We start from the raw sequence: 20,577 nt of genomic DNA, 5'->3' as shown, positions 1-20,577 counted from the left end.
ATAAGACGGCGCCGCGCGTTTGGAGAACGCCATGTCTACCGTTAAGCGCTTTATTGCGGGTGTCACGTGCCCCCGCTGCGCCGCAATGGACCGTATTCGCGCCTGGGAACAGAACGGCATCCGTTACCGAGAGTGCGTGAACTGTGATTTTTTTGAGCAGCTGCCTATCGAAGATGAAAGCTCCTCAGAATTAACCACCCGGGTTAATCAGGTGCGCGAGGAGCAGAAAAGTCAGGACGTTCAACCGGTAAAAATCCTCGATCCCCGCAATCCCCATACCTAAGCCCTAGCTAAGAGAGCCAAAAGCTCTCTTAGCTACTTAATTGCTTGGCTGCTAACTCGCTTGGCCACTGTTTTACTATTTCCTCTTGCTTAACTCCTGCCTATTTGTCTGTTTTCCATTCAATAGTGAGCGGAAAACCGCACACTATCTACCTGCTTGCGTGCGAATTACCAGACACTTCGCGATTACTGTATCTCCACTAAAGTTGAATAAAAATTTCATAAAGACATGTTTTTATTAATTTAGTCTCTAAATGGCACAACAATCGCTATTAAATAAGTGCTCAATAACGATTGCTACTGGCATGTAGACACGCCTGCCAGTCCATAATCCCAATAACAGCTTAGGAAACATGCCATGCGCACGATGATGCCGAAAACTCTCGCTCTACTGGTTAGTGGTGCAGCCCTGCTTGTAGCCGCCAGCGCTCACGCGGACCGCGCTGACTGGCCCGAAAACTTTACCGTGGGTACCGCAAGCCAGGGCGGCACGTTTTTCGTGTACGGTTCGGGCTGGGCCAACTTTATCGCTGACGAACTGGGCGTTTCTGGCGGTGGCGAAGTCACCGGTGGCCCGACCCAGAACCTGGCGTTGGTACACAGTGGCGATATGGCTTTCGGTCTGACCACGATGGGTCCTGCGTCTGACGCGGTGAAAGGCGAAAGCCCGCTGGCCCCGGGCTTGATGATGGATAACGTCTGTGCCCTGTTCCCAATGTATGAAACGCCGTTCTCGATTGCCGCCCTTTCAAGCTCCGGCATCGAGTCCATTTCAGACATTCCGGATGGCGCGCGCATCGGTTTCGGTCCCGCAGCCTCGACCTCTGACACCTACTTCCCCGCCATGCTTGAAACCCTGGGCGTCAACTTCGAGCGTCGTAACGGCGGTTGGTCTGACCTCGGCGGACAGCTTCAGGATGGCCTGCTGGACGTAGTGGCATTTGCCGCCGGTATTCCGATCCCAGCCGTTAGCCAGTTAGAAGTACAGACGGATGTGAACATCATCGAATTTACCGAAGATGAGCTTGCCACCGTATTGGAAGCCTTCCCAGTAGCCGAATTCAATATTCCGGCCAGCACGTACTCAACGCTTGAAGATGATGCACGCGCGGTTTCCATGTGGAACTTTGCGATTGCCGGCTGTGACCTGCCAGAAGACTTCATTTATGAAGTGACCAAGGCCACCATGGAAAACAACGATCGCATGCGCTCTATCCACCGCAGTGCTGAAACCAGCATTCCGGAAAACATCGTGCATAACAATGTTCTGCCCTTCCACCCGGGTGCAGCACGTTGGTACGAAGAGAACGGCTATGAAATTTCTGAAGACCTGATCAACTAAACCTTACGCACCATCTGACTGCCCCGTAACTGACTCTTCAGGCGGGGCAGTTTTGGCTACTGCTCCTTTTTTTGCTCCTGCTGTGAGGGTGAACTCTGATGAGTCCCGCGACCCCCCAAAACCCCAACGGCCTCAAGGATGATGCCCTACTTGCTTCATCACCCGATCCTATTCTTGCTGAGGGCGTTGATGAAGAAGTCGTTGAGCCTAACCGCCGTGTCTTTACCGGTTGGCAGTTTTTGCTATTTGCTACGCTGGCCATTGCCTACTCAAGCTTTCACCTGATTTCACTGAACGTGTACCCCATGGAAACATGGTCGTTTCGTATCGTTCACATCGCTGGTGCCTTAATCCTAGGCTATGGACTATTTGCCGGCGCCCGCTTTGCAGAGGATCACCAAACCGCCTCACCGGCATGGTTTAAATGGGCGAGCTACGCCCTGCTGGTGCCTGCGGCTTATACGCTTGCGCAAGTCTTTCTGATGCAACAAACCATTAACGGCGGCGCCATGCGCATCGACGCCGCGGTCGAGACGCTGCACTACGGCTATCCGTTAATGGCCACAACGGCCGCAGCCATCGTGCTGTCATGGTTCTATCGTCAGACTCGCCACCGCTTCAACCCCGCAGATCTGGTGCTCATGATCTGTGCGCTGGCCAGTGCGGGCTATTTATTAATGGCCTTCAATACCAGCATGCGGATGTCGACCGGCACCTCGTTTGCGCCTCCCGGCATCTCCTGGGCAGCCATTGCCGGCTCGCTGCTTATTTTGGAGCTAACCCGGCGCGTGGCCGGCTTGGCGCTGGTAATAATTTCGGCGGTGTTCCTGGGCTATGTGTTTGTTGGGCCATACCTGCCAGGCTTTTTGGGCTACCCGGGTCTATCGCTGCAACGCTTCTTCAGCCAGGTTTATACCGACGCCGGCATTTTGGGTCCGACCACCGCCGTCTCCTCGACCTACATTATTTTGTTCATTATTTTTGCCGCGTTCCTGCAAGCCTCAAAGGTAGGTGACTACTTTGTTAACTTCGCCTTTGCAGCAGCTGGACGCGCCCGTGGCGGCCCGGCGAAGGTATCTATTTTTGCTTCAGGCCTGATGGGCATGATTAACGGCACCTCAGCCGGTAACGTGGTATCCACCGGTTCACTGACCATTCCGCTGATGAAAAAAGTGGGCTACCCCGCGCGCAGTGCTGGCGCTATTGAAGCGGCGGCGTCTACCGGTGGGCAAATCATGCCGCCGATTATGGGCGCGGGCGCCTTTATCATGGCGGAAGTCACCGGCATTCCTTACACCGACATCGCCATTGCGGCGGTGATTCCGGCCATCCTTTACTTTGCGTCTATCTACTTTATGGTGGATTTCGAAGCCGCCCGTAAAGGCATGCGCGGCATGCGCAAGGACGAAATTCCGCTCTTTTCCAAACTCATCAAGCAGGCCTATCTGTTTGCGCCCATCATTATCCTGATTGTCGCTCTGTTTATGGGGTACTCGGTGATTCGGGCGGGAACACTTGCCACCGCATCGGCCGCGGTCGTTAGCTGGATTTCGCCGAACAAGATGGGGGTGACCGCAATTCTTAAAGCGCTTCAGCTGGCAGGCACCATGGCTATCCAGATCATCGCCGTATGTGCCTGTGCGGGTTTGATCGTGGGGGTTATTTCACTAACTGGCGTTGGCGCACGCTTCTCCTCACTGCTGTTGGGTTTAGCGGGCGTCAGCCAGCTGTTGGCGCTGGTGTTTGCCATGCTGATCAGCATTCTGCTGGGGATGGGCATGCCCACCACGGCCGCCTATGCAGTGGCTGCATCGGTGGTAGCCCCCGGGCTGATCAATATCGGCATCGAGCCGCTGATTGCCCACTTCTTTGTCTTCTACTTTGCCGTGGTCTCCGCGATTACCCCGCCGGTGGCGCTGGCGTCTTACGCAGCCGCAGGGATTTCCGGCGACAACCCAATGGGTACCTCGGTAGCCTCGTTCAAAATTGGCCTGGCGGCCTTTATCGTGCCGTTCATGTTCTTCTACAGCCCGGCCATGCTTATGGAAGGCTCCGCGCTGCAGATTATGCGCGTTGGCATCACCGCCATGCTGGGTATCATCCTGCTATCAGGCATGGTGCAGGCTTGGTTCTTTGGCCCGGTGAATGTATTAAAACGCGTGATAATGCTGATTGGCGCGCTGTGCATGATCTATGGCGGCATTTACACGGATATCGCCGGTCTGGCGATCGGTGCGGGTCTTGTGATGATACAGCGCAAGCAGTTTGGCGGTGGCAAACACACTGACAAGATGCAAGCGCCAGCGAGTTAGTAGCAAACTATAAAATAAAACGTCATAACGTAAAACGCCCCGCTCAATTGAGCGGGGCGTTTGATTTGGCACCGTTTAAATCGAAAGCTCAATACGCTGTTAGCCAACCAGATTATCCACCACTTTCAATACCGGAGCGGACTGGTTAAGCGTATAGAAGTGCAGCCCCGGTGCGCCGCCGTCCAAGAGCCGCTGGCAAAGCCTGCTCACAGCATCAGTACCAAATTTGGCAATTGCATCGCTATCATCACCGTATCCTTCCAACTGCTTGCGCATCCAGCGAGGAATCTCTGCGCCACAGGCATCGGAGAAGCGCGAAAGCTTGGTATAGTTAGTGATTGGCATGATCCCAGGAATAATCGGCTGATTAACGCCCAGCGCTCGCGCCTTATCGACAAAATTGAAGTACGCCTCGGCCGTAAAGAAGTATTGGGTAATCGCCATGTTGGCGCCTGCCTTCATTTTACGCGCGAAGTTTTCCACATCCCTATCTAGGTTCGCTGCCTGTGGATGAGACTCAGGATAGGCCGCTACGGCGATATCGAAATGATCGCCGGTTTCCGCACGAATAAACTCCACCAACTCATTGGCATAACGTAACTCGCCAATACTGCCCATTCCCGATGGCATATCACCACGCAGTGCGACGAGACTTTTGACCCCTTCCTCGCGGTACTGCGTCAGCAGATCACGCAGCTGAGCTTTCTCGCTGCCAATGCAGGAAAGGTGGGGGGCCGTTTGCACGCCGCTCTGGCTAACCGTACGCACGGTGTCCCGGGTACGCGCCTGAGTGGAGCCTCCCGCGCCATAAGTTACTGAGAAAAACCGCGGATTGCGGGCGGCCAGCTCATCGCGAACCAGCATCAACTTGTCACGCCCAGCATCGGTGCTGGGCGGAAAAAATTCAAAGCTGATACCTAGCGGATGTTCTTGGCTGCTCATGGGATTTCCTCATGCAGAACAATAATAAATAGTGATACTTTGGGGTATTCTCGCCGTTATAATGCGCCGGGGCTAATGAAAGATTCCACGTTTGGCCTTTAATTCTGCTCATGTTACTCACCGCTTGATGCCGCCAGGAGGGCATATGGAGCTATCCCCAAGCGCTTTAATGGGACCGCTACTCATGTTGTTGAGCTTTGTGGGCCTGGGATGGATCGCGGCACAGCGTTTAAAAATCGACCCACGCCCCATTGCTACGCTGCTGGTTTATCTGATTGCTCCCTTAACCATCTTTCGCGCACTGATGAACGGCGGGCCGACCCCTCACTATTTAATCTTAACATTGGCGCTGTTTATTCTGGTCAGCCTGTTGGCGCTGCTGGTACGGCGCGTGACTCAGCACCGATTTGGCCCTCAGGAAGGCGCTTTGCTGGCGTTTTCATCGGGCACTGGTAATACCGGCTATTTTGGTTTACCGGTCGCGCTGATTCTGCTGCCCCCAGAAGGCGTAACGCTTTATCTGTTCTGCATGCTGGGGATTAATCTGTATGAATTTACCGTGGGGTTTTATCTGAGTGCCCGCGGCCACTTCTCGATTCGCCAAAGCCTGATCAAGATTAGCCGCCTGCCGCTGATCTACGCGTTTTTGCTCGCACTGCTGCTGAGCTCATTGAATGTCACGCTACCCACAGCCTTGGCAAGTTCGCTGGATGTCTTCCCCGCGACCTACACGCTGTTGGGCATGATGATTATTGGCATGACGCTTAGCCAAGTGACGCTCGCCGCCTGGGATACGCGCTTTATTGCTGCCTGCGTTGGGCTGCGCTATATCGTCTGGCCAGCCGCCACCTTCACCGCGGTCGTGCTGTTACAGATGCTCATGCCGGTACCCGCGGAGCTGGCCATGGCGATACTGCTGTTAGGTGTTGTGCCCATGGCGTCCAATGTGGTGGTCGTCGCCATGGAGCTGGGTATTCAGCCGCAAAAAGGAGCGCTCGCGGTGTTGGTCACCACACTACTCGCTCCGCTGCTGATTCCGTTCTATCTGGGCGTTATGCTGCGCGCCACGGGGCTTGGCTAACGGTCGCGGCTATTCAAAGCCATCAACATCAAATGTCTGAAGCGTACGGACCATTACCTGCACCTGGGCATGCGAAAAGAACGCCTGGAGGGCCTGCGCCCTGCCCGGCCCGATGCCAGGCAGCGCTTCCCAATCCGCATGCTGGTAACCGATTAAAGCAGGCCAGCGTTCTAGGTCGGCACTACCTGCAGGCGGCATGCCCAGGCCCTGTAGCCATGCGCTATAGGACGCTGTCCGCGCGGCCTGAAACTGCTCATAAAGCGTCTCGGAACGCGCAGCGCCAATACCATGCGCCTGGCGAAGCTCGGCCTGATCAAGCGCCAGCCAGCTGAGTAGGTCTTCGATTAACCCGGCGTCCATTAGCGCCTGCCAGGTCCCTTCGCCCACCCCCTGAAGTTCAAGCTGTTCGCCAAGATAGGTTAGCCGTGCCAGCAGTTGGGCATCGCAGCCGGGGCTTGTCTGGAAACAGCTCAACAGATGGTAGTTTTCATTGGCGGGTACCGCGACGGGCGTACGCTCCAGGGTTTGCCATACCACTTCGTCAACCTGTGGAATAGTCAGTCCTGCCAAGGTAATGGCGACCTGATCGCCGGGGCGCACATCCAAATTTTGCCAGCGATCAAGCGAGCCGAGCGACACCCGGCTGATGCGCCGCCCCTCCAACTCAACTGGGTAGAGCCAGAGCAGCGGCGTAATACGTCCGGTGCGCCCGATGCGAAACTCCACGCCGCGCACTTCTGCCAACACTTTCTGCAGCGGATATTTCCAGGCTATCGCCCATTCAGGCGAAGCGGTCGACCAGCTGACGATTCCTGGGCGCACAGCCTGCTTAACGACCACACCGTCGGTGGCAAACGGCAACGCGTTGTTAAACCATGTGTTCCGCCAGTAGGCTGCGCCGTGCTCTTCATCCAGCCGATGTGTATAGCGGGCCGTATCAAAACCCAGCGCGCTAAGCTGGGTCAGTCGCTCGTTCATGGCGGTCGGCCCATCTGGCCAACCCCAAACAAATAGCCCAATTCGTGCCAGCACGTCCGGAGAGGGATTTGCCTGAGCCATAGCGCCCGCCACGGCCCCTCGTGCCCCAGAGTCAGACGCATGAGACTGAATATGCTCTTCAAGCTGCCAATAGAGCTCGCCCTGAAAAATGGCTGAGATAGTGTCGGGCAGAGCATTAGGCACGTTGGGCAATTGCAAGGCGCGGGCCGTCCAATCCTGCCCGTGTTGTCCATCGCCCCGACTAACCGCTTCCACCAGCTCGCCTGCTTGATAACGCAGCGTCACCGCAACGCCATCCACTTTAGGCTGTATCCAGAGGTTTTCCCGCCGGCTGGTAAAACGCCGCACGCCGGCTTCGTTGGTTTTATCCAGCCCCTGCTGAGCGGCCGCGTGCTCGAGAGTGCCGCGGCTGGACGTTACTCGGCGGGTAAGCGGCTGGTGGGAAGTGGAGTCATTCAGGCAGGCGCGCCAGCCCTGGAGCCGGTCAACGGCTTGATCGTAGAGCGCATCATCAATCAGCGAGACGCCTTCTTCATGATAGGCATGGTCCCACTGGGCAATTTGCGCGGCGAGTGCACGAGTTTCATGCTTAAGGCGCTCACTAGGCCAAGTAGGACATGCCGCCATCACGCTACTGCCCGCCATGACACACATTGTGATTAACACCAGTCCACCAATGCGCCGTCCCCACCGTACTGCTGGCATAACGCCCTCCCCTTATGATTGTATGCTTCAGCCTGTTGCATGACTCAGCCTAAAACAGGGGGCATAAAAAAACGCCCCCTGGCAGAGCCAAAGGGACGTTCTCTTACAAACAGCCTAGCGAATCGCTTACAAACCGGCGGCCTGACGCAATGCGTCGGCTTTATCGGTCTTCTCCCAAGGGAAGGCGGTAAAGGTTTCAGTATGTTGCTCGCCTTTATCGTCGCTCCAGGTGTAGCTGTGCTCAAACGGTGCCCGACCAAAGTGGCCGTAGGCAGCGGTCAGCTGATACATCGGGTGCAGCAAATCGAGCATTTTAGTGATCGCGTAAGGCCGCAGATCAAAGTGCTCGCTCACTAGCTTAACAATCTGGGCATCGTCAATTTTACCGGTGCCGAAGGTATCGATTGAAACCGACGTCGGCTCCGCCACGCCGATCGCGTAGGAGACCTGGATCTCGCACTTATCGGCCAACCCTGCCGCGACCACGTTCTTGGCCACATAACGACCCGCATAGGCCGCACTACGGTCTACTTTTGAGGGGTCTTTGCCCGAGAACGCACCGCCGCCGTGGCGCGCCATGCCGCCGTAGGTATCAACGATGATCTTGCGACCAGTCAAACCACAGTCACCTACCGGGCCGCCAATCACGAACTTGCCGGTCGGGTTAATGTGGTACTGGGTGTTCTCGTTGAGCCATTCTGCCGGAATCACCTGTTCGATGATTTCGCGCTTGACCATCTTGCGCAGGTCTTCCTGATCGATTTCAGGATCGTGCTGCGTCGATAGAACTACTGCATCAACGCCACACGGCTGGCCCTGTTCGTTATAGCGGAAGGTTACCTGGCTTTTGGCATCCGGACGCAGCCACGGCAGCAGGCCGTTTTTACGCAGCTCAGCCTGACGCTCCACCAAACGGTGCGAGTAATGAATCGGCGCGGGCATAAACGAATCGGTTTCGTTGGTCGCGTACCCAAACATCAGGCCCTGGTCACCAGCGCCTTGGTCTTCCGGCTTGGTGCGGTCAACGCCCTGGGCAATCTCGACGCTCTGCTTGCCGATCAGGTTAATCACGCCACAGGTTGCGCCATCAAAGCCCACGTGGGAGGAGGTGTAACCTATCTCGGTAATCACATCGCGGACGAGGGTTTCCAGATCCACCCACGCCGAGGTAGTAATTTCACCGGCAATAATCGCCACACCGGTTTTCACCATGGTTTCACAAGCAACCCGTGCCTGTTTATCCCGGGCGATAATGGCATCCAGCACCGCATCCGAAATCTGGTCGGCAATTTTATCGGGATGACCTTCGGAGACAGACTCCGAGGTAAACAGGGAATATTCGCTCATCGCGCTCTCGACCCTCTGTATGACGGCTGCACACTACTCGCAGCATCAGCAGGAAATCACGGCAGGAGGTTCCCTGCCCATAAAGGAAGCGGCATTAACCAGGTTGACCACCGCTTCGGGAGGCAGAGTCTACACGCTGTTGAGAGTTCTTCCCAGAATGTGCCCTATAATTTGCCGCTACATTTGCCGCCGCATTTGCCGCAACGTGGGAAGTCAGCGACAATAGCGCCTTCATTATTTACGTTTTCAGGCGAGGAGCACCCCCATGCCGTCCCGTTTTGAGCTGGCCAATGCCATTCGCGCCCTTTCCATGGATGCTGTTCAGAAGGCCAAGTCCGGCCATCCTGGCGCCCCCATGGGCATGGCTGATATTGCCGAGGTGCTGTGGAATGATCACCTCAAGCACAACCCCGAAGACCCCAAGTGGGCCGATCGCGACCGGTTCGTGCTGTCCAATGGTCACGGCTCAATGCTGCTCTACTCACTGCTGCATTTAAGCGGCTATGAGTTAAGCCTGGAACAACTGCAGAATTTTCGTCAGCTACACTCGCCCACCGCTGGCCACCCGGAATTTGGCTACGCACCAGGCATTGAAACCACGACCGGCCCCTTGGGTCAGGGTTTTGCCAACGCGGTCGGCTTTGCGATTGCTGAAAAAACCCTGGCGGCCCAGTTCAACCGCCCCGGCTACACCATTGTGGACCATAACACCTGGTGCTTTTTGGGTGATGGCTGCCTGATGGAAGGTATCTCTCACGAGGCGGCGTCGCTGGCGGGTACCCAACAGCTGGGTAAGCTGATCGCGCTTTACGACGATAACGGCATCTCAATCGATGGCGAAGTCGAAGGCTGGTTTACCGACGATACCGCCAAACGCTTTGAAGCCTACGGCTGGCACGTGGTGCCCAACGTCGATGGTCACAAGCCTGAAGAGATCCAGGCAGCCATCGCGCTTGCCAAGCAGAATGACGACAAGCCCAGCCTGATTATCTGCAAAACGATCATCGGTTTTGGTGCACCCAACAAGCAGGGCAAGGAAGAGTCCCACGGCTCGCCGCTGGGTGAAGAAGAAGTCGCCCTGGCGCGCAAGCAGCTCGACTGGCCGCACGCGCCGTTCCATATTCCCGAGCCGATCTACTCTGCCTGGGATGCACGTGACGCGGGTAAAACCCGTCAGCAGGAGTGGGAAAAGCGCTTTGCCCGCTATAGCGATGCCTTCCCGACCGAAGCGCGTGAGTTCAAGCGTCGCATGAAAGGCCAGCTGCCGGCTGAGCTCGCTACCGAAGCGTTGATCCAGCAGGCCCAGGAAAAAGGCGACAGCATCGCTACCCGTAAAGCGTCGCTTGAAGCGCTTAACGTGATTGGCCCGCAGATGCCGGAACTCCTCGGCGGCAGTGCCGACCTTGCCCCGTCCAACCTGACGTTCTGGAAGGATGCCAAGGCAATCACGCCTGAAGATGCCAGCGGCAACTACCTGCACTATGGCGTACGTGAGTTTGGCATGGGTGCCGTGATGAACGGTATCGCCCTGCACGGTGGCTTTGTGCCTTACGGCGCGACCTTCCTGATCTTCATGGAATACATGCGTAACGCGGTACGTATGGCGGCGCTGATGGGCCAGCAGGCGATCTACGTATTCACACATGATTCGATCGGCCTGGGTGAAGATGGCCCGACCCACCAGCCCATCGAGCAGCTGACCAGCCTGCGCACGACGCCAAACCTGAATACCTGGCGCCCGTGTGACGCCGTGGAAACCGCCGCCTCCTGGGATGCGGCCATCAAGCGTCACTCTGGCCCCACGGCGCTGATCCTGTCGCGTCAGAACCTGCCGCACCAGTCACGCACCAAAGCGCAGCTGGCTTCTATCCAGCGTGGCGGGTACGTGCTCAAAGACTCTGATGCCACGCCGGAGCTGATCCTGATTGCTACCGGTTCAGAAGTGGCGCTAGCCATGGACGCCGCCGCCGAGCTTGAAAAGCAGGGTAAAGCGGTACGCGTGGTCTCCATGCCGTCCACTTACCGCTTCAACGGCCAGGATGCCGAATACCGTGAAAGCGTGCTGCCCAAAGCGGTCACCAAGCGTATTGCCATTGAAGCCTCCCATGCCGACTACTGGTACAAGTATGTAGGTCTGGACGGCCGTGTGATCGGCATGACCACGTTCGGTGAGTCGGCGCCCGCGGGTGAGCTGTTCAAGCACTTCGGCTTTACGGTTGAAAATATCCTTAAGCACGCTGACGAACTGCTTGGCTAACAGTGCCCGCACTTAATGGCTTTTTATGGCTAATTAGCTACTGGCTGATCGGTGAAGTGATGGTTCACTTCACCGGCCTTCCGGTTTCATCCGGCGTCATCGGCATGCTGTTGCTAACCGCTACGCTTGCCGTCTGGGGCCGTGTTCCCTCAACGATCGCCGCCGCGGCGCAGCCCTTGATCGGCCTGCTTGCCATGCTGATCATGCCGGGCGTCGTGGGCGTTTTTTTTATTCTTGATGAGCTCGCCGGCCAGTGGCTGGCGATTCTCTGTGCGCTTATTATTGGGACGCTGCTCAGCGTGATTACCACGCTGTGGCTGCTCAAGCGCCTGATGGGAAAAACGCATGTCCGCTAACGCTTTGCCTGACGCCTTAACCGCAACACCGCTGTTTGCGGTTGGGCTGACCTTTACCGCGTACCTGCTTGGCAACCTGGTATTTAAAAAGCTCAAGCAGCCTACCTGGTTACCGGCTATTTTAATTGCCGCGCTGTTGCTGGCCGCGATCCTAGCGATTATTGGCCTGCCGTATGCAGCTTATCGGCAGGATGCGTCCTGGCTAACGGTTCTACTCGGGCCCGCCACCGTCGCACTGGGCATGCCGCTTTATCAGCAGATGCCGCATATACGTGCACTGTGGCGACCGCTGACCATCTGTCTGCCTATCGCAGCAAGCCTTGCTGCCTGCTATGCCTTGGCCATTGCCTGGCTTATGGGCAGCTCTCCCCAAATTCTGGCTTCTCTTGCCGCCAAATCCGTCACCGCGCCTATTGCTATCGGTATTACCGAGCAAATTGGCGGCTCGGTGGCGTTACTGTTAGGTGCGCTGCTGGTTACCGGCGTTGCCACGGCGGCATTTGTGGGCCTTGCTGCACGGCTTTTAAAGATCGATGATGACCGCATCATTGGCTTTGCCTTGGGGCTTAACGGCCACGCCATCGGCACGGTGAGAGCGTTTGAAATCAGCCCCGCCGCTGGTGCGTTTGCTTCGCTGGGAATGAGCCTGACGGGTATTTTTACGGCTCTCATACTGCCGCTGGCTTGGCGTCTGATAGGCGTAGGTGGTTGAAATACGTTATCATCGCCAGTGCGTTTCATTACCCACGGTCATTGATCCACTTTTTATAAGAGCCGCTTTCTTACATGGCTAATTCTGCCTCGACGCACGCCACACCAACGTATCGCATCGCCATTAATGGTTATGGGCGTATTGGCCAGTGCGTATTGCGTGCGCTGATTGAGCGCAACGACCCTACGCTTGAGGTTGTCGCCATCAATGAGTTGTCAGACTTAGCGACGATTACCTATCTGACCCGTTATGACACCACCCACGGTCGTTTTCCTGGCGATGTCGAGAATGATGGCGAAGCGCTGATCGTCAACGGTCAGCGTATTCACGTTGTGTGTGAACAAGATCCTCGTAAGCTCCCATGGAAAGCGCTAGATATTGATCTGGTGTTGGAATGCTCGGGCAGCTTTAAAGATCGCGCGACGGCCGAGCAACATCTGGCTGCAGGTGCTAAGCGTCTGCTGTTTTCGCAGCCGGCGGAAAGCGATGTCGACGCGACAGTAGTGTGGGGCATTAACCAGCACGAGCTTGCGCCCTCACAGCGGGTTTTATCGGCGGCGTCGTGTACCACCAACTGTCTGGTTCCCTTATTGACCGTGCTCGACGAAGCGCTGGGGTTGGAGCACGGCGTCACGACTACCATTCACTCGGCCATGAATGATCAGCCGGTGATTGATGCCTATCACCAAACCGATTTGCGCCTGGCCCGCTCCGCGATGCAGTCCATCGTGCCGATCGATACTGGCCTGGCACGTGGTATCAGCCGTTTGATGCCTCACCTGACAGAACGCTTTGAGTGTCTGCACGTACGTGTACCCACTATCAACGTGTCTGCCATGGATGCCGCGCTGACGGTGCGCCGCGATACCAGTGCTCAGGAAGTCAACGACCTGTTACATAGCGCAAGCCAGCAGCGTCTGGCCGGCGTGCTGGGCTATACCGAAGAGCCCATGGCATCGATTGATTTTAATCACGACCCACGCTCGGGCATTTTAGATGCAACACAGACCCGCGTGGCTGGCAAACGTTTGATCAAGCTCTTATGTTGGTTTGATAACGAATGGGGATTTGCCAACCGCATGCTCGATATTGCGCAACGGCTTGCGGTTATTTCCAAGGAAAACGCTGCCTAGCATTGTTGGTCATGGCTTTGATTGTCATAGCGTTGGCTGCCATATCACCTATCTGATTCACCGCCTGGAAGACGAGGAAACCGCTCACATGAACGTGCAAAAAATGACTGACCTGCCTTTGGAAGGGCAACGCGTGCTGATTCGTGAAGACCTTAACGTGCCGATCAAGCACGGCAAAGTGTCTAGCGATGCGCGTTTGAAAGCGGCGCTTCCCACTATTCAGGCAGCCGTGAATGCTGGCGCCAAGGTGATGCTGATGAGCCACCTTGGTCGCCCAACCGAAGGCGAGGCCGCCGATGAGTTTTCCCTGGCGCCTGTTGCAGAACATTTAAGCGGCCTGCTAGGCCAGCCGGTCACCTTGGTTAGCGACTATCTTGAGACACCGCCAACGCTTGAAAATGGCGATGTCGTACTGCTTGAGAACGTGCGCTTCAACGTTGGCGAAAAGAAAGACGCTGAGCAACTCGCCAAACAGTACGCAGCGCTCTGCGATGTATTCGTAATGGACGCGTTTGGTACGGCTCACCGTGCCCAGGCATCGACCCATGGTGTTGCCCGCTTTGCGCCCAGTGCCTGCGCAGGCCCCCTGCTTGCCCAAGAGCTGGATGCGCTTGAAAAAGCTCTGGCTAACCCGGCCCGCCCGATGGCGGCAATCGTGGGTGGCTCTAAAGTCTCCACCAAGCTCGACGTGCTCAATGCACTTTCAGTGAAGTGTGACCAGCTGATCGTCGGCGGCGGCATCGCCAACACCTTTATCGCCGCAGCGGGCTATAATGTGGGCAAATCGCTCCATGAAGCTGACCTGGTTGCCCAGGCGAAAGCACTCATGGAGAAAGTATCGATTCCATTGCCTACCGATGTCGTGGTGGCGACCGAGTTTTCAGAATCCGCTGAGGCGGTAGTCAAACCGGTTGATCAGGTGGCTGATAACGAAATGATTCTGGATATTGGCCCTGAGACTGCTGCACATCTGGCCAGTCTCCTCAAAGATGCGGGCACTATCTTGTGGAACGGCCCGGTCGGCGTATTTGAAATCGATCAGTTTGGTAAAGGTACGGAAGTTATTTCCAAGGCGATTGCCGACAGCTCAGCATTCTCTATTGCGGGCGGGGGTGATACGTTAGCCGCCATCGACAAATATGCTATTGCTGATCGCGTTTCATATATCTCAACCGGCGGCGGCGCATTTCTTGAGTACGTTGAAGGTAAGCAGCTACCTGCTGTTGTTGCGCTCGAAGCAGCCGCCAAACGCGGTTAACATTAAACGAATTGAACCTGCAAATTTTCGCATTCGTTCACACTGATAACTTAAAGAAGGTGATCCCATGGCTTTGATCAGCATGCGTCAGATGCTCGACCACGCTGCCGAATATGGCTACGGCATTCCGGCATTCAACGTTAATAACCTTGAGCAGATGCGCGCCATCATGGAAGCGGCTGACGCAACCGACTCGCCGGTTATCGTTCAGGCCTCGGCGGGCGCGCGTAAATATGCGGGAGCGCCTTTCCTGCGCCATCTGATTTTGGCCGCGGTTGAAGAGTTCCCGCATATCCCGGTGGTTATGCACCAGGATCACGGTACCAGCCCGGCAGTGTGCCAGCGCTCTATCCAGCTGGGCTTTTCATCGGTCATGATGGATGGCTCGCTGGGTACAGATGGCAAAACACCTACCGACTACGCCTACAACGTTGATGTGACGCGTCGTACGGTCGAAATGGCCCACGCCTGTGGCGTTTCCGTTGAGGGTGAGCTTGGCTGCCTGGGTAGCCTGGAAACCGGCATGGCCGGTGAAGAAGACGGCATTGGCGCCGAAGGCAAGCTGGATATGGAACAGCTTCTGACCGACCCGGAAGAAGCCGCCGAGTTCGTCAAAGCAACCCACGTCGATGCCTTGGCGATCGCCATTGGTACCAGCCACGGCGCTTACAAGTTCACCAAGCCGCCGACGGGCGATACGCTGTCTATCCAGCGCATCAAGGAGATCCACGCGCGTATTCCTGATACCCACCTGGTCATGCACGGCTCCTCTTCTGTACCGCAGGAGTGGCTTGAGGTGATCAACCAGTACGGCGGTGAAATTCCGGAAACCTACGGTGTGCCGGTTTCAGAGATCGTTGAAGGCATCAAGCACGGCGTGCGTAAGGTCAACATCGATACCGATCTGCGCTTGGCATCTACCGGTGCAGTGCGCCGCTTTATGGCTCAGAACCCATCTGAGTTTGACCCGCGCAAATTCCTCAAGGAAACCGTGACGGCCATGCGCGATCTGTGTATCGCTCGCTACGAAGCCTTTGGCACCGCAGGCAATGCCAGCAAGATCAAGCCGATCAACCTTGAAGAAATGTTCAACCGCTACGAGCGTGGCGAGTTAGACCCTAAAGTTAGGTAAGCCCGAGCGTAACCTAAATTAAAAGACGGCCGTTTGGCCGTCTTTTTTGTGTTTGATGCTCGGCCAGCGCAAATAGTTATTGCATTGCAGCATCGACAGGCCAACACTGAGTAGACGTTCACCTGCGGAGCCTGCTTATGAAACAATCTACCCAGCCTGCCTTAGTTCCCATGTCACCTACTGCAATGTTTGATGCTTGGAAAGTTGGCCTGATGGCACTTGAGCTATGCACCACATCCTGGTCGACCATCACCATGCGCAACCAGCTATGGCAAACGCAGCCTTTTTTCAGCCCCAAAATGATGAAAGAAAACCAGCGTATGGTGTCCGAGAAGCTCGATGCCAGTATGGAAGCGGGTCTTGCCATGCAAAAAACGCTATTCAATATGTTAAGTGGCCAACACGCACCTTGGTGGGTAACCAGCCGCCAAGCCATGCAGCCCTATCATCGTCGCAGTAGCGCCAATTCGCGTCGCTTATCGCGCTAAATTTAACCGACCCAGGCATCGCACTGATCAGGCGATGCCTACTCAGCTTTTAAGCACTTTGTCAGTCCCGCATCAGTATGTATTGCAGCGCTCGCTACAAAAAATTACGAAACAGTGTTCACAAAAGCCTAAAAATCTCGTTCAATAGACGTTTGGCAGGCTCTTCAACTAACACTGGTAGCGTTTGAGTCGCTGCAAGGAACCACAATGCCGCTTCCACTTTTGCTGTTTGACTGTGATGGCACCCTCGTCGATAGTGAACCGCTTTTAGCCGAAGAGATGGCCATTGGCTTGAACTCGGTAGGATTACCGTTTGCCCCCACCGATTATCTTGGCGAATTTCGCGGCGCCCGATTCCGACGCATTGTGGCCGAATTACAGCAGCGTTATGGCGATGTAGACCCGGAGCAGCTGAACCGCATGGAAAGTAACATGCGGGCAAACTTGGCTAGGCGCCTTGCCGAAGAGCTAACGTTGATTGCCGGTGCAGGCGAAGCGCTGGATGCGCTGACCGCTTATCCAAGCGCGGTCGTCTCCAATGGGCCTGAAACCAAAATTTACACGGCGCTTCAGGCCACCGGCCTTAGCGATTATTTTGGCAATCGCCTGTTTAGCGGCTATACCGCCAACTGCTGGAAACCCGAGCCCTGTTTACATCTGCACGCAGCCAGTATCATGGGCTATAGTGCACATGACTGCATCGCTATCGATGATGCCCTGGTGGGCGTTCGCGCAGCACTTGAAGCAGGAATGACAGTCATTCATTTAAATCGCTTTCCCGACGCCGAAGAGACGCCTGAAAACGCTATCATGATTAGTAATATGTACCAGCTACCCGCCGTTATAGAACGACTCTACCGCGAAGCTTGGCGTTCGCCCGCCCGCCAACGTGTTATCGGAGGATAGCCATGGCATCTTTACGGGATCAGCTCGGCGGCCTTGTTTATTCAACCGAACATGGCAAAACCTGCCCGGAATGCCGCGAAGCGCTAGATGCCTGCGGCTGCGATGCGAGCAGCGAACAGGCGCGTATTGCCGGACTAGATGGTATTGTGCGCATTCGTCGTGAGACCAGCGGCCGTAAAGGTAAAGGCGTAACCACGATTAGTGGGATCCCCTTGCCCGGTGCTGAGCTAAAAGACTTGGCTAAAAAGCTTAAAAAGCGCTGCGGCACAGGTGGCGCGGTAAAAGATGGCATAATAGAGATTCAGGGCGACCATCGCGATACGCTACGCGAGGCGTTAACTGCACAGGGTTATCAGGTTAAGCTTGCGGGCGGATAACCGGTCTCTCTACTATCAGGCCTACCATCAGGTAGGCTGCAAAGGGGCAAGGCACTGCAATGGTTTGGCTGGAATACCTGCTACCGCTCATCTTTTTATTCCCAATGGCCGCGATGGGCGGCATCGTCATCGCATTACGCAGTCTACATGACGCGCGCGTTGAGTCCCCTTTTAATGCGCCGCTGCGTGAGCCTGGACAAGCGTTGCGCTACCGCCTTGATCAAGCCTTTTCGAGCCTTTTTCTAAACGGTGCTTTAGGCCCAATTATTAGTCTGGCCCCGCTGGTATACGGCATGGGCAGAATGCTGTTTGTAAGTCGGCAGGAGTGGGTCGAGTGGGCATTGTATGGGCTTTTAAGCACCCTGCTTGTATTAGCTTTTTCGCTTCTTTTAGTACGTGATTACCAGCGCATCAGGCGGTTGAAGCTCGGCCTTGCCTGCGAACTGGCCGTCGGCCAGGAGCTTGAGCGGCTTATCCGGCCCGAAGCCCACCCCTACTACGTATTCCATGACGTACCCACGGATAGTTTTACTATCGATCATGTCGTGGTCACACCCCACGGTGTTTTCGTCCTGGAAACCCGGGCACGGGCATTGGCGATTGGCTCGGATGGGCGGGAGCTTAACAAGGTGGTCGTCGAGCGTGAACGCTTACGCTTTCCGCACTGGAATGAGCGCCGCCCTTTACATAAAACGCGTCAAGCGGTCAGTTGGCTTACCCAGTGGCTTGAACGGCGCTGCGGCGTACCCATCCCTGTACGTGGTGTACTTGTGCTACCGGGCTGGGAGATCGACACGACTGAATCGACCGGCGATGTTCTGGTGGTCAGTGGGGAGCAGCTTTCCAGGCAGCTTACTGACTTAAAACCTGGCACGCTGAGCGACCCGATCCATGACAAGATTATTTATCTGTTAATGGAGCGGGCCAGGCTAGTAGAGCTGAGTCATCTCCGCCAGCCATCGGTTTAATGCTTAATCGCTTAATCCCCGCGTAGGCGTCCGCCCATCTCCTGGGCAAGGTCCACCGCGTAGTGATCAGTCATCCCACCAATAAAGTCCAGCATGCGCCGGTAGCTATCGTAAAGCGACCAGGACGGTAGCGGCGTATTCTCACCAATCAATGCCAATACACGTTGATGCTTGAAGGATGACTGCCCTGTATGGTGCAACTCATGTGCCGCACCTATAAAGGCTTCCAAGAGAATACCCAGCGTCGTGTAAGCCCCAATTTCAAGCTTGGCCTTACGCTCGTTCTGGAAAATACGTTCACGGGCCAGCTGTTTTGCTGCCTGCACTCCCCAGCCCAAATCAGGGTGACACAGCTCAAGCAGGTCATCTTTTAACGTACCGCTCAATAGCGCTTGCTCATGCTGAACAAACACCGCACCCACCTCGTTTACCGCGCGCTCCATGGCTGCACCGCGCAATAAAGCAATGCGTCGACGCTGGGATACCTGACGGTTTTGCATTTCCTCATATTCAGGCGGAAACTCACCCGCAATTTGACGCAGGATTTCCACGACCTCTTCGTAACGTAAAATACCCATTTCCAGACCGTCTTCCAGATCCAGCAAGGCATAACAAATATCATCGGCGGCTTCGACCAGCCACGCCAAGGGATGACGACACCAGCGCTGATCCCCCTGAGGCAATAGGCCTACCGCTTCGGCGACTTCTTTCAGGAGCGCCTGCTCGGACTGGTAACAGCCAAACTTACCTGCCCGGCCGCCATAGCGTACGGTCCAAGGATATTTCAGAAGCGTACCCAAGGTTGCCGCCGATAAGCGCATACCGCCATTAAACTGGTTATATTCAATTTGAGTAATGACCCGAAAGCCTTGGGCGTTACCTTCGTAGGTCAGTAAATCTTCACGCTCGGCTTTTGAAAGCCCGTCCAGCAAGCCGCTTCCCTGGCCACGCCTAAACCAGTCGCGAATCGCGTACTCACCGGCATGACCAAATGGTGGGTTGCCAATATCGTGACCCAGGCAAGCCGTTTGTACGATGACCCCTAGGTCTGCAGGCGTAATCCATTCTGGCAGACGGTCATGTAGCAGCTCGCCCACAATCATGCCTAACGAGCGGCCTACGCAGCCGACTTCCAGTGAGTGAGTCAGCCGCGTATGGATATGGTCATTTTCGGTTAGCGGGTGCACCTGGGTTTTACGCCCCAAGCGCCGAAAAGAACCTGAAAAGACAATTCGGTCGTGATCTTTATGAAAGGGGGTACGCCCAATTTCACGCGTGTTATCCGGACGTTGATCGTGCAGGCGTCGAGGGGAAAGTAGCTGGTCCCAGCGCATTTGAGTCATGGCATTCCTCCTTAATGAGTGCATTTTGACACAAACGGTGATCTGGCGTGAGTGATGAATATCAGTGTTGAGGGGATGTATTGCAGGAGCTGATTCCAGTCAGCGATGCGCCGCCCCGCGCGGCTGGGTGGGGGCAAGCAGGCACGGTGGCCTCTTCCATCCCGGGCACCTGACGGTGCCTTCGCCGGCTGAAGCCAGCTCCCAAAGAGCAGGGGCAGATCCGTCCATCATCTTTGAATTTATGGGGCGCCGTCATTTTAATCTGGGAGCAAGCAAAGCACGATGGTCTCTTCCACCCCGGGCGCCTGGCGGCGCCTTCGCCGGCTGAAGCCAGCTCCCACCGAGTAGGATCAATCCATAATCTATGACGTTATGGGGTGCCGTCATTCTACTCTGGGGGCAGGGCAGCCCATAATCTACCACGCTATGGGGTGCCGTCATTCTACTCGGGGGGCAGGTCAGTTCATAACCGACCACGCTATAGGGCGCCGTCATTGTCATGTGGGAGCTGGCTTCAGCCGGCGATGCAGCGCAAAGCGCTGCTGGGGTGGGCGGCTGATCCGACACGCTGAGGAGTGCCTTACCGCCTTTTTCCTGCACACAAAAAAAATCCCCCGAGGCGCAAGCCCCGGGGGAT

The 20,577-nt window shown here is 55.9% G+C and carries 18 protein-coding genes; 14 read left to right on the top strand and 4 right to left on the bottom strand.

The window, feature by feature from the left end:
- Window positions 1–31: 31 nt before the first annotated feature.
- The 3 genes from ACT3R7_RS18740 to ACT3R7_RS18730 all read left to right on the top strand — a co-directional run bounded on the left by ACT3R7_RS18740 (window position 32) and on the right by ACT3R7_RS18730 (window position 3,936).
- A complete protein-coding gene (locus tag ACT3R7_RS18740) occupies window positions 32–283 on the top strand; it encodes a YheV family putative zinc ribbon protein (RefSeq protein ID WP_193092641.1) in 252 nt (83 codons plus the stop codon).
- 357 nt (window positions 284–640) lie between these two features.
- Window positions 641–1,624, top strand: coding sequence for a TAXI family TRAP transporter solute-binding subunit (locus ACT3R7_RS18735; RefSeq protein WP_193092642.1), 984 nt, complete (start codon window positions 641–643; stop codon window positions 1,622–1,624).
- A 98-nt stretch (window positions 1,625–1,722) separates the two neighbouring features.
- Window positions 1,723–3,936 (top strand): TRAP transporter permease, encoded by a 2,214-nt coding sequence (locus tag ACT3R7_RS18730; protein ID WP_441675736.1) that lies wholly within the window; start codon window positions 1,723–1,725, stop codon window positions 3,934–3,936.
- Window positions 3,937–4,035: 99 nt separating this feature from the next.
- On the opposite strand, the gene metF is transcribed toward ACT3R7_RS18730, so the two are convergent.
- Window positions 4,036–4,878: a methylenetetrahydrofolate reductase [NAD(P)H] gene (metF, locus tag ACT3R7_RS18725; protein ID WP_192539266.1), complete on the bottom strand. Its 843-nt coding sequence runs from the start codon at window positions 4,876–4,878 to the stop codon at window positions 4,036–4,038.
- Window positions 4,879–5,023: 145 nt separating this feature from the next.
- Between metF and ACT3R7_RS18720 the strand changes: the two genes are divergently transcribed.
- The gene (locus tag ACT3R7_RS18720) at window positions 5,024–5,959 is read left to right on the top strand and encodes an AEC family transporter (protein ID WP_193092645.1); all 936 of its coding nucleotides are present in this window, start codon (window positions 5,024–5,026) and stop codon (window positions 5,957–5,959) included.
- Between the two features lie 9 nt (window positions 5,960–5,968).
- On the opposite strand, the gene ligB is transcribed toward ACT3R7_RS18720, so the two are convergent.
- Window positions 5,969–7,663, bottom strand: coding sequence for an NAD-dependent DNA ligase LigB (gene ligB, locus ACT3R7_RS18715; protein ID WP_226940263.1), 1,695 nt, complete (start codon window positions 7,661–7,663; stop codon window positions 5,969–5,971).
- 126 nt (window positions 7,664–7,789) lie between these two features.
- Entirely contained in the window at window positions 7,790–9,010 is a 1,221-nt protein-coding gene (metK, locus tag ACT3R7_RS18710; RefSeq protein ID WP_018919070.1) for a methionine adenosyltransferase, read from the bottom strand.
- A gap of 265 nt (window positions 9,011–9,275) precedes the next feature.
- Here metK and tkt point away from each other — a divergent pair, with 265 nt between their 5' ends.
- From tkt to ACT3R7_RS18660, 10 genes are all read left to right on the top strand, one after another.
- Window positions 9,276–11,267 (top strand): transketolase, encoded by a 1,992-nt coding sequence (tkt, locus tag ACT3R7_RS18705; protein ID WP_496199352.1) that lies wholly within the window; start codon window positions 9,276–9,278, stop codon window positions 11,265–11,267.
- A gap of 2 nt (window positions 11,268–11,269) precedes the next feature.
- Entirely contained in the window at window positions 11,270–11,623 is a 354-nt protein-coding gene (locus tag ACT3R7_RS18700; RefSeq protein WP_496199351.1) for a CidA/LrgA family protein, read from the top strand.
- Window positions 11,613–12,335, top strand: coding sequence for an LrgB family protein (locus ACT3R7_RS18695; RefSeq protein WP_193092647.1), 723 nt, complete (start codon window positions 11,613–11,615; stop codon window positions 12,333–12,335). The genes ACT3R7_RS18700 and ACT3R7_RS18695 overlap by 11 nt, the downstream gene beginning before the upstream one ends.
- A gap of 74 nt (window positions 12,336–12,409) precedes the next feature.
- Window positions 12,410–13,468 (top strand): type I glyceraldehyde-3-phosphate dehydrogenase, encoded by a 1,059-nt coding sequence (locus tag ACT3R7_RS18690; protein ID WP_192539261.1) that lies wholly within the window; start codon window positions 12,410–12,412, stop codon window positions 13,466–13,468.
- Window positions 13,469–13,556: 88 nt separating this feature from the next.
- The gene (locus ACT3R7_RS18685) at window positions 13,557–14,726 is read left to right on the top strand and encodes a phosphoglycerate kinase (protein ID WP_192539260.1); all 1,170 of its coding nucleotides are present in this window, start codon (window positions 13,557–13,559) and stop codon (window positions 14,724–14,726) included.
- 67 nt (window positions 14,727–14,793) lie between these two features.
- The gene (fba, locus tag ACT3R7_RS18680) at window positions 14,794–15,858 is read left to right on the top strand and encodes a class II fructose-bisphosphate aldolase (protein ID WP_018919076.1); all 1,065 of its coding nucleotides are present in this window, start codon (window positions 14,794–14,796) and stop codon (window positions 15,856–15,858) included.
- A 137-nt stretch (window positions 15,859–15,995) separates the two neighbouring features.
- The gene (locus ACT3R7_RS18675) at window positions 15,996–16,346 is read left to right on the top strand and encodes a hypothetical protein (protein WP_192539259.1); all 351 of its coding nucleotides are present in this window, start codon (window positions 15,996–15,998) and stop codon (window positions 16,344–16,346) included.
- A 207-nt stretch (window positions 16,347–16,553) separates the two neighbouring features.
- On the top strand, window positions 16,554–17,252 hold the full coding sequence (locus tag ACT3R7_RS18670) for an HAD-IA family hydrolase (protein WP_192539258.1): 699 nt from the start codon (window positions 16,554–16,556) through the stop codon (window positions 17,250–17,252).
- A 2-nt stretch (window positions 17,253–17,254) separates the two neighbouring features.
- Window positions 17,255–17,629 (top strand): translation initiation factor Sui1, encoded by a 375-nt coding sequence (locus ACT3R7_RS18665; protein ID WP_018919079.1) that lies wholly within the window; start codon window positions 17,255–17,257, stop codon window positions 17,627–17,629.
- A gap of 59 nt (window positions 17,630–17,688) precedes the next feature.
- A complete protein-coding gene (locus ACT3R7_RS18660; RefSeq protein ID WP_496199350.1) occupies window positions 17,689–18,597 on the top strand; it encodes a nuclease-related domain-containing protein in 909 nt (302 codons plus the stop codon).
- A gap of 11 nt (window positions 18,598–18,608) precedes the next feature.
- On the opposite strand, the gene ACT3R7_RS18655 is transcribed toward ACT3R7_RS18660, so the two are convergent.
- Window positions 18,609–19,940, bottom strand: a complete 1,332-nt coding sequence (locus tag ACT3R7_RS18655) for a deoxyguanosinetriphosphate triphosphohydrolase (RefSeq protein ID WP_496199349.1) — start codon at window positions 19,938–19,940, stop codon at window positions 18,609–18,611.
- Window positions 19,941–20,577 lie beyond the last annotated feature (637 nt).

The sequence above is a fragment of the Halomonas sp. AOP43-A1-21 genome, from assembly GCF_052376775.1.
GTDB classification, from domain to species: domain Bacteria; phylum Pseudomonadota; class Gammaproteobacteria; order Pseudomonadales; family Halomonadaceae; genus Vreelandella; species Vreelandella colorata.
This window is presented reverse-complemented; position numbering and strand designations above follow the sequence as displayed.

Bases quoted from the DNA above. Each gene is read 5' to 3' on its own strand.
- metK (WP_018919070.1), bottom strand. From the start codon at position 9,010: ATGAGCGAATATTCCCTGTTTACCTCGGAGTCTGTCTCCGAAGGTCAT.
- ACT3R7_RS18685 (WP_192539260.1), top strand. From the start codon at position 13,557: ATGAACGTGCAAAAAATGACTGACCTGCCTTTGGAAGGGCAACGCGTG.
- metF (WP_192539266.1), bottom strand. From the start codon at position 4,878: ATGAGCAGCCAAGAACATCCGCTAGGTATCAGCTTTGAATTTTTTCCG.
- ACT3R7_RS18740 (WP_193092641.1), top strand. From the start codon at position 32: ATGTCTACCGTTAAGCGCTTTATTGCGGGTGTCACGTGCCCCCGCTGC.
- ACT3R7_RS18665 (WP_018919079.1), top strand. From the start codon at position 17,255: ATGGCATCTTTACGGGATCAGCTCGGCGGCCTTGTTTATTCAACCGAA.
- ACT3R7_RS18660 (WP_496199350.1), top strand. From the start codon at position 17,689: ATGGTTTGGCTGGAATACCTGCTACCGCTCATCTTTTTATTCCCAATG.
- ACT3R7_RS18730 (WP_441675736.1), top strand. From the start codon at position 1,723: ATGAGTCCCGCGACCCCCCAAAACCCCAACGGCCTCAAGGATGATGCC.
- ACT3R7_RS18695 (WP_193092647.1), top strand. From the start codon at position 11,613: ATGTCCGCTAACGCTTTGCCTGACGCCTTAACCGCAACACCGCTGTTT.
- ligB (WP_226940263.1), bottom strand. From the start codon at position 7,663: ATGCCAGCAGTACGGTGGGGACGGCGCATTGGTGGACTGGTGTTAATC.
- ACT3R7_RS18670 (WP_192539258.1), top strand. From the start codon at position 16,554: ATGCCGCTTCCACTTTTGCTGTTTGACTGTGATGGCACCCTCGTCGAT.
- tkt (WP_496199352.1), top strand. From the start codon at position 9,276: ATGCCGTCCCGTTTTGAGCTGGCCAATGCCATTCGCGCCCTTTCCATG.
- ACT3R7_RS18655 (WP_496199349.1), bottom strand. From the start codon at position 19,940: ATGACTCAAATGCGCTGGGACCAGCTACTTTCCCCTCGACGCCTGCAC.
- ACT3R7_RS18720 (WP_193092645.1), top strand. From the start codon at position 5,024: ATGGAGCTATCCCCAAGCGCTTTAATGGGACCGCTACTCATGTTGTTG.
- fba (WP_018919076.1), top strand. From the start codon at position 14,794: ATGGCTTTGATCAGCATGCGTCAGATGCTCGACCACGCTGCCGAATAT.
- ACT3R7_RS18735 (WP_193092642.1), top strand. From the start codon at position 641: ATGCGCACGATGATGCCGAAAACTCTCGCTCTACTGGTTAGTGGTGCA.
- ACT3R7_RS18675 (WP_192539259.1), top strand. From the start codon at position 15,996: ATGAAACAATCTACCCAGCCTGCCTTAGTTCCCATGTCACCTACTGCA.
- ACT3R7_RS18690 (WP_192539261.1), top strand. From the start codon at position 12,410: ATGGCTAATTCTGCCTCGACGCACGCCACACCAACGTATCGCATCGCC.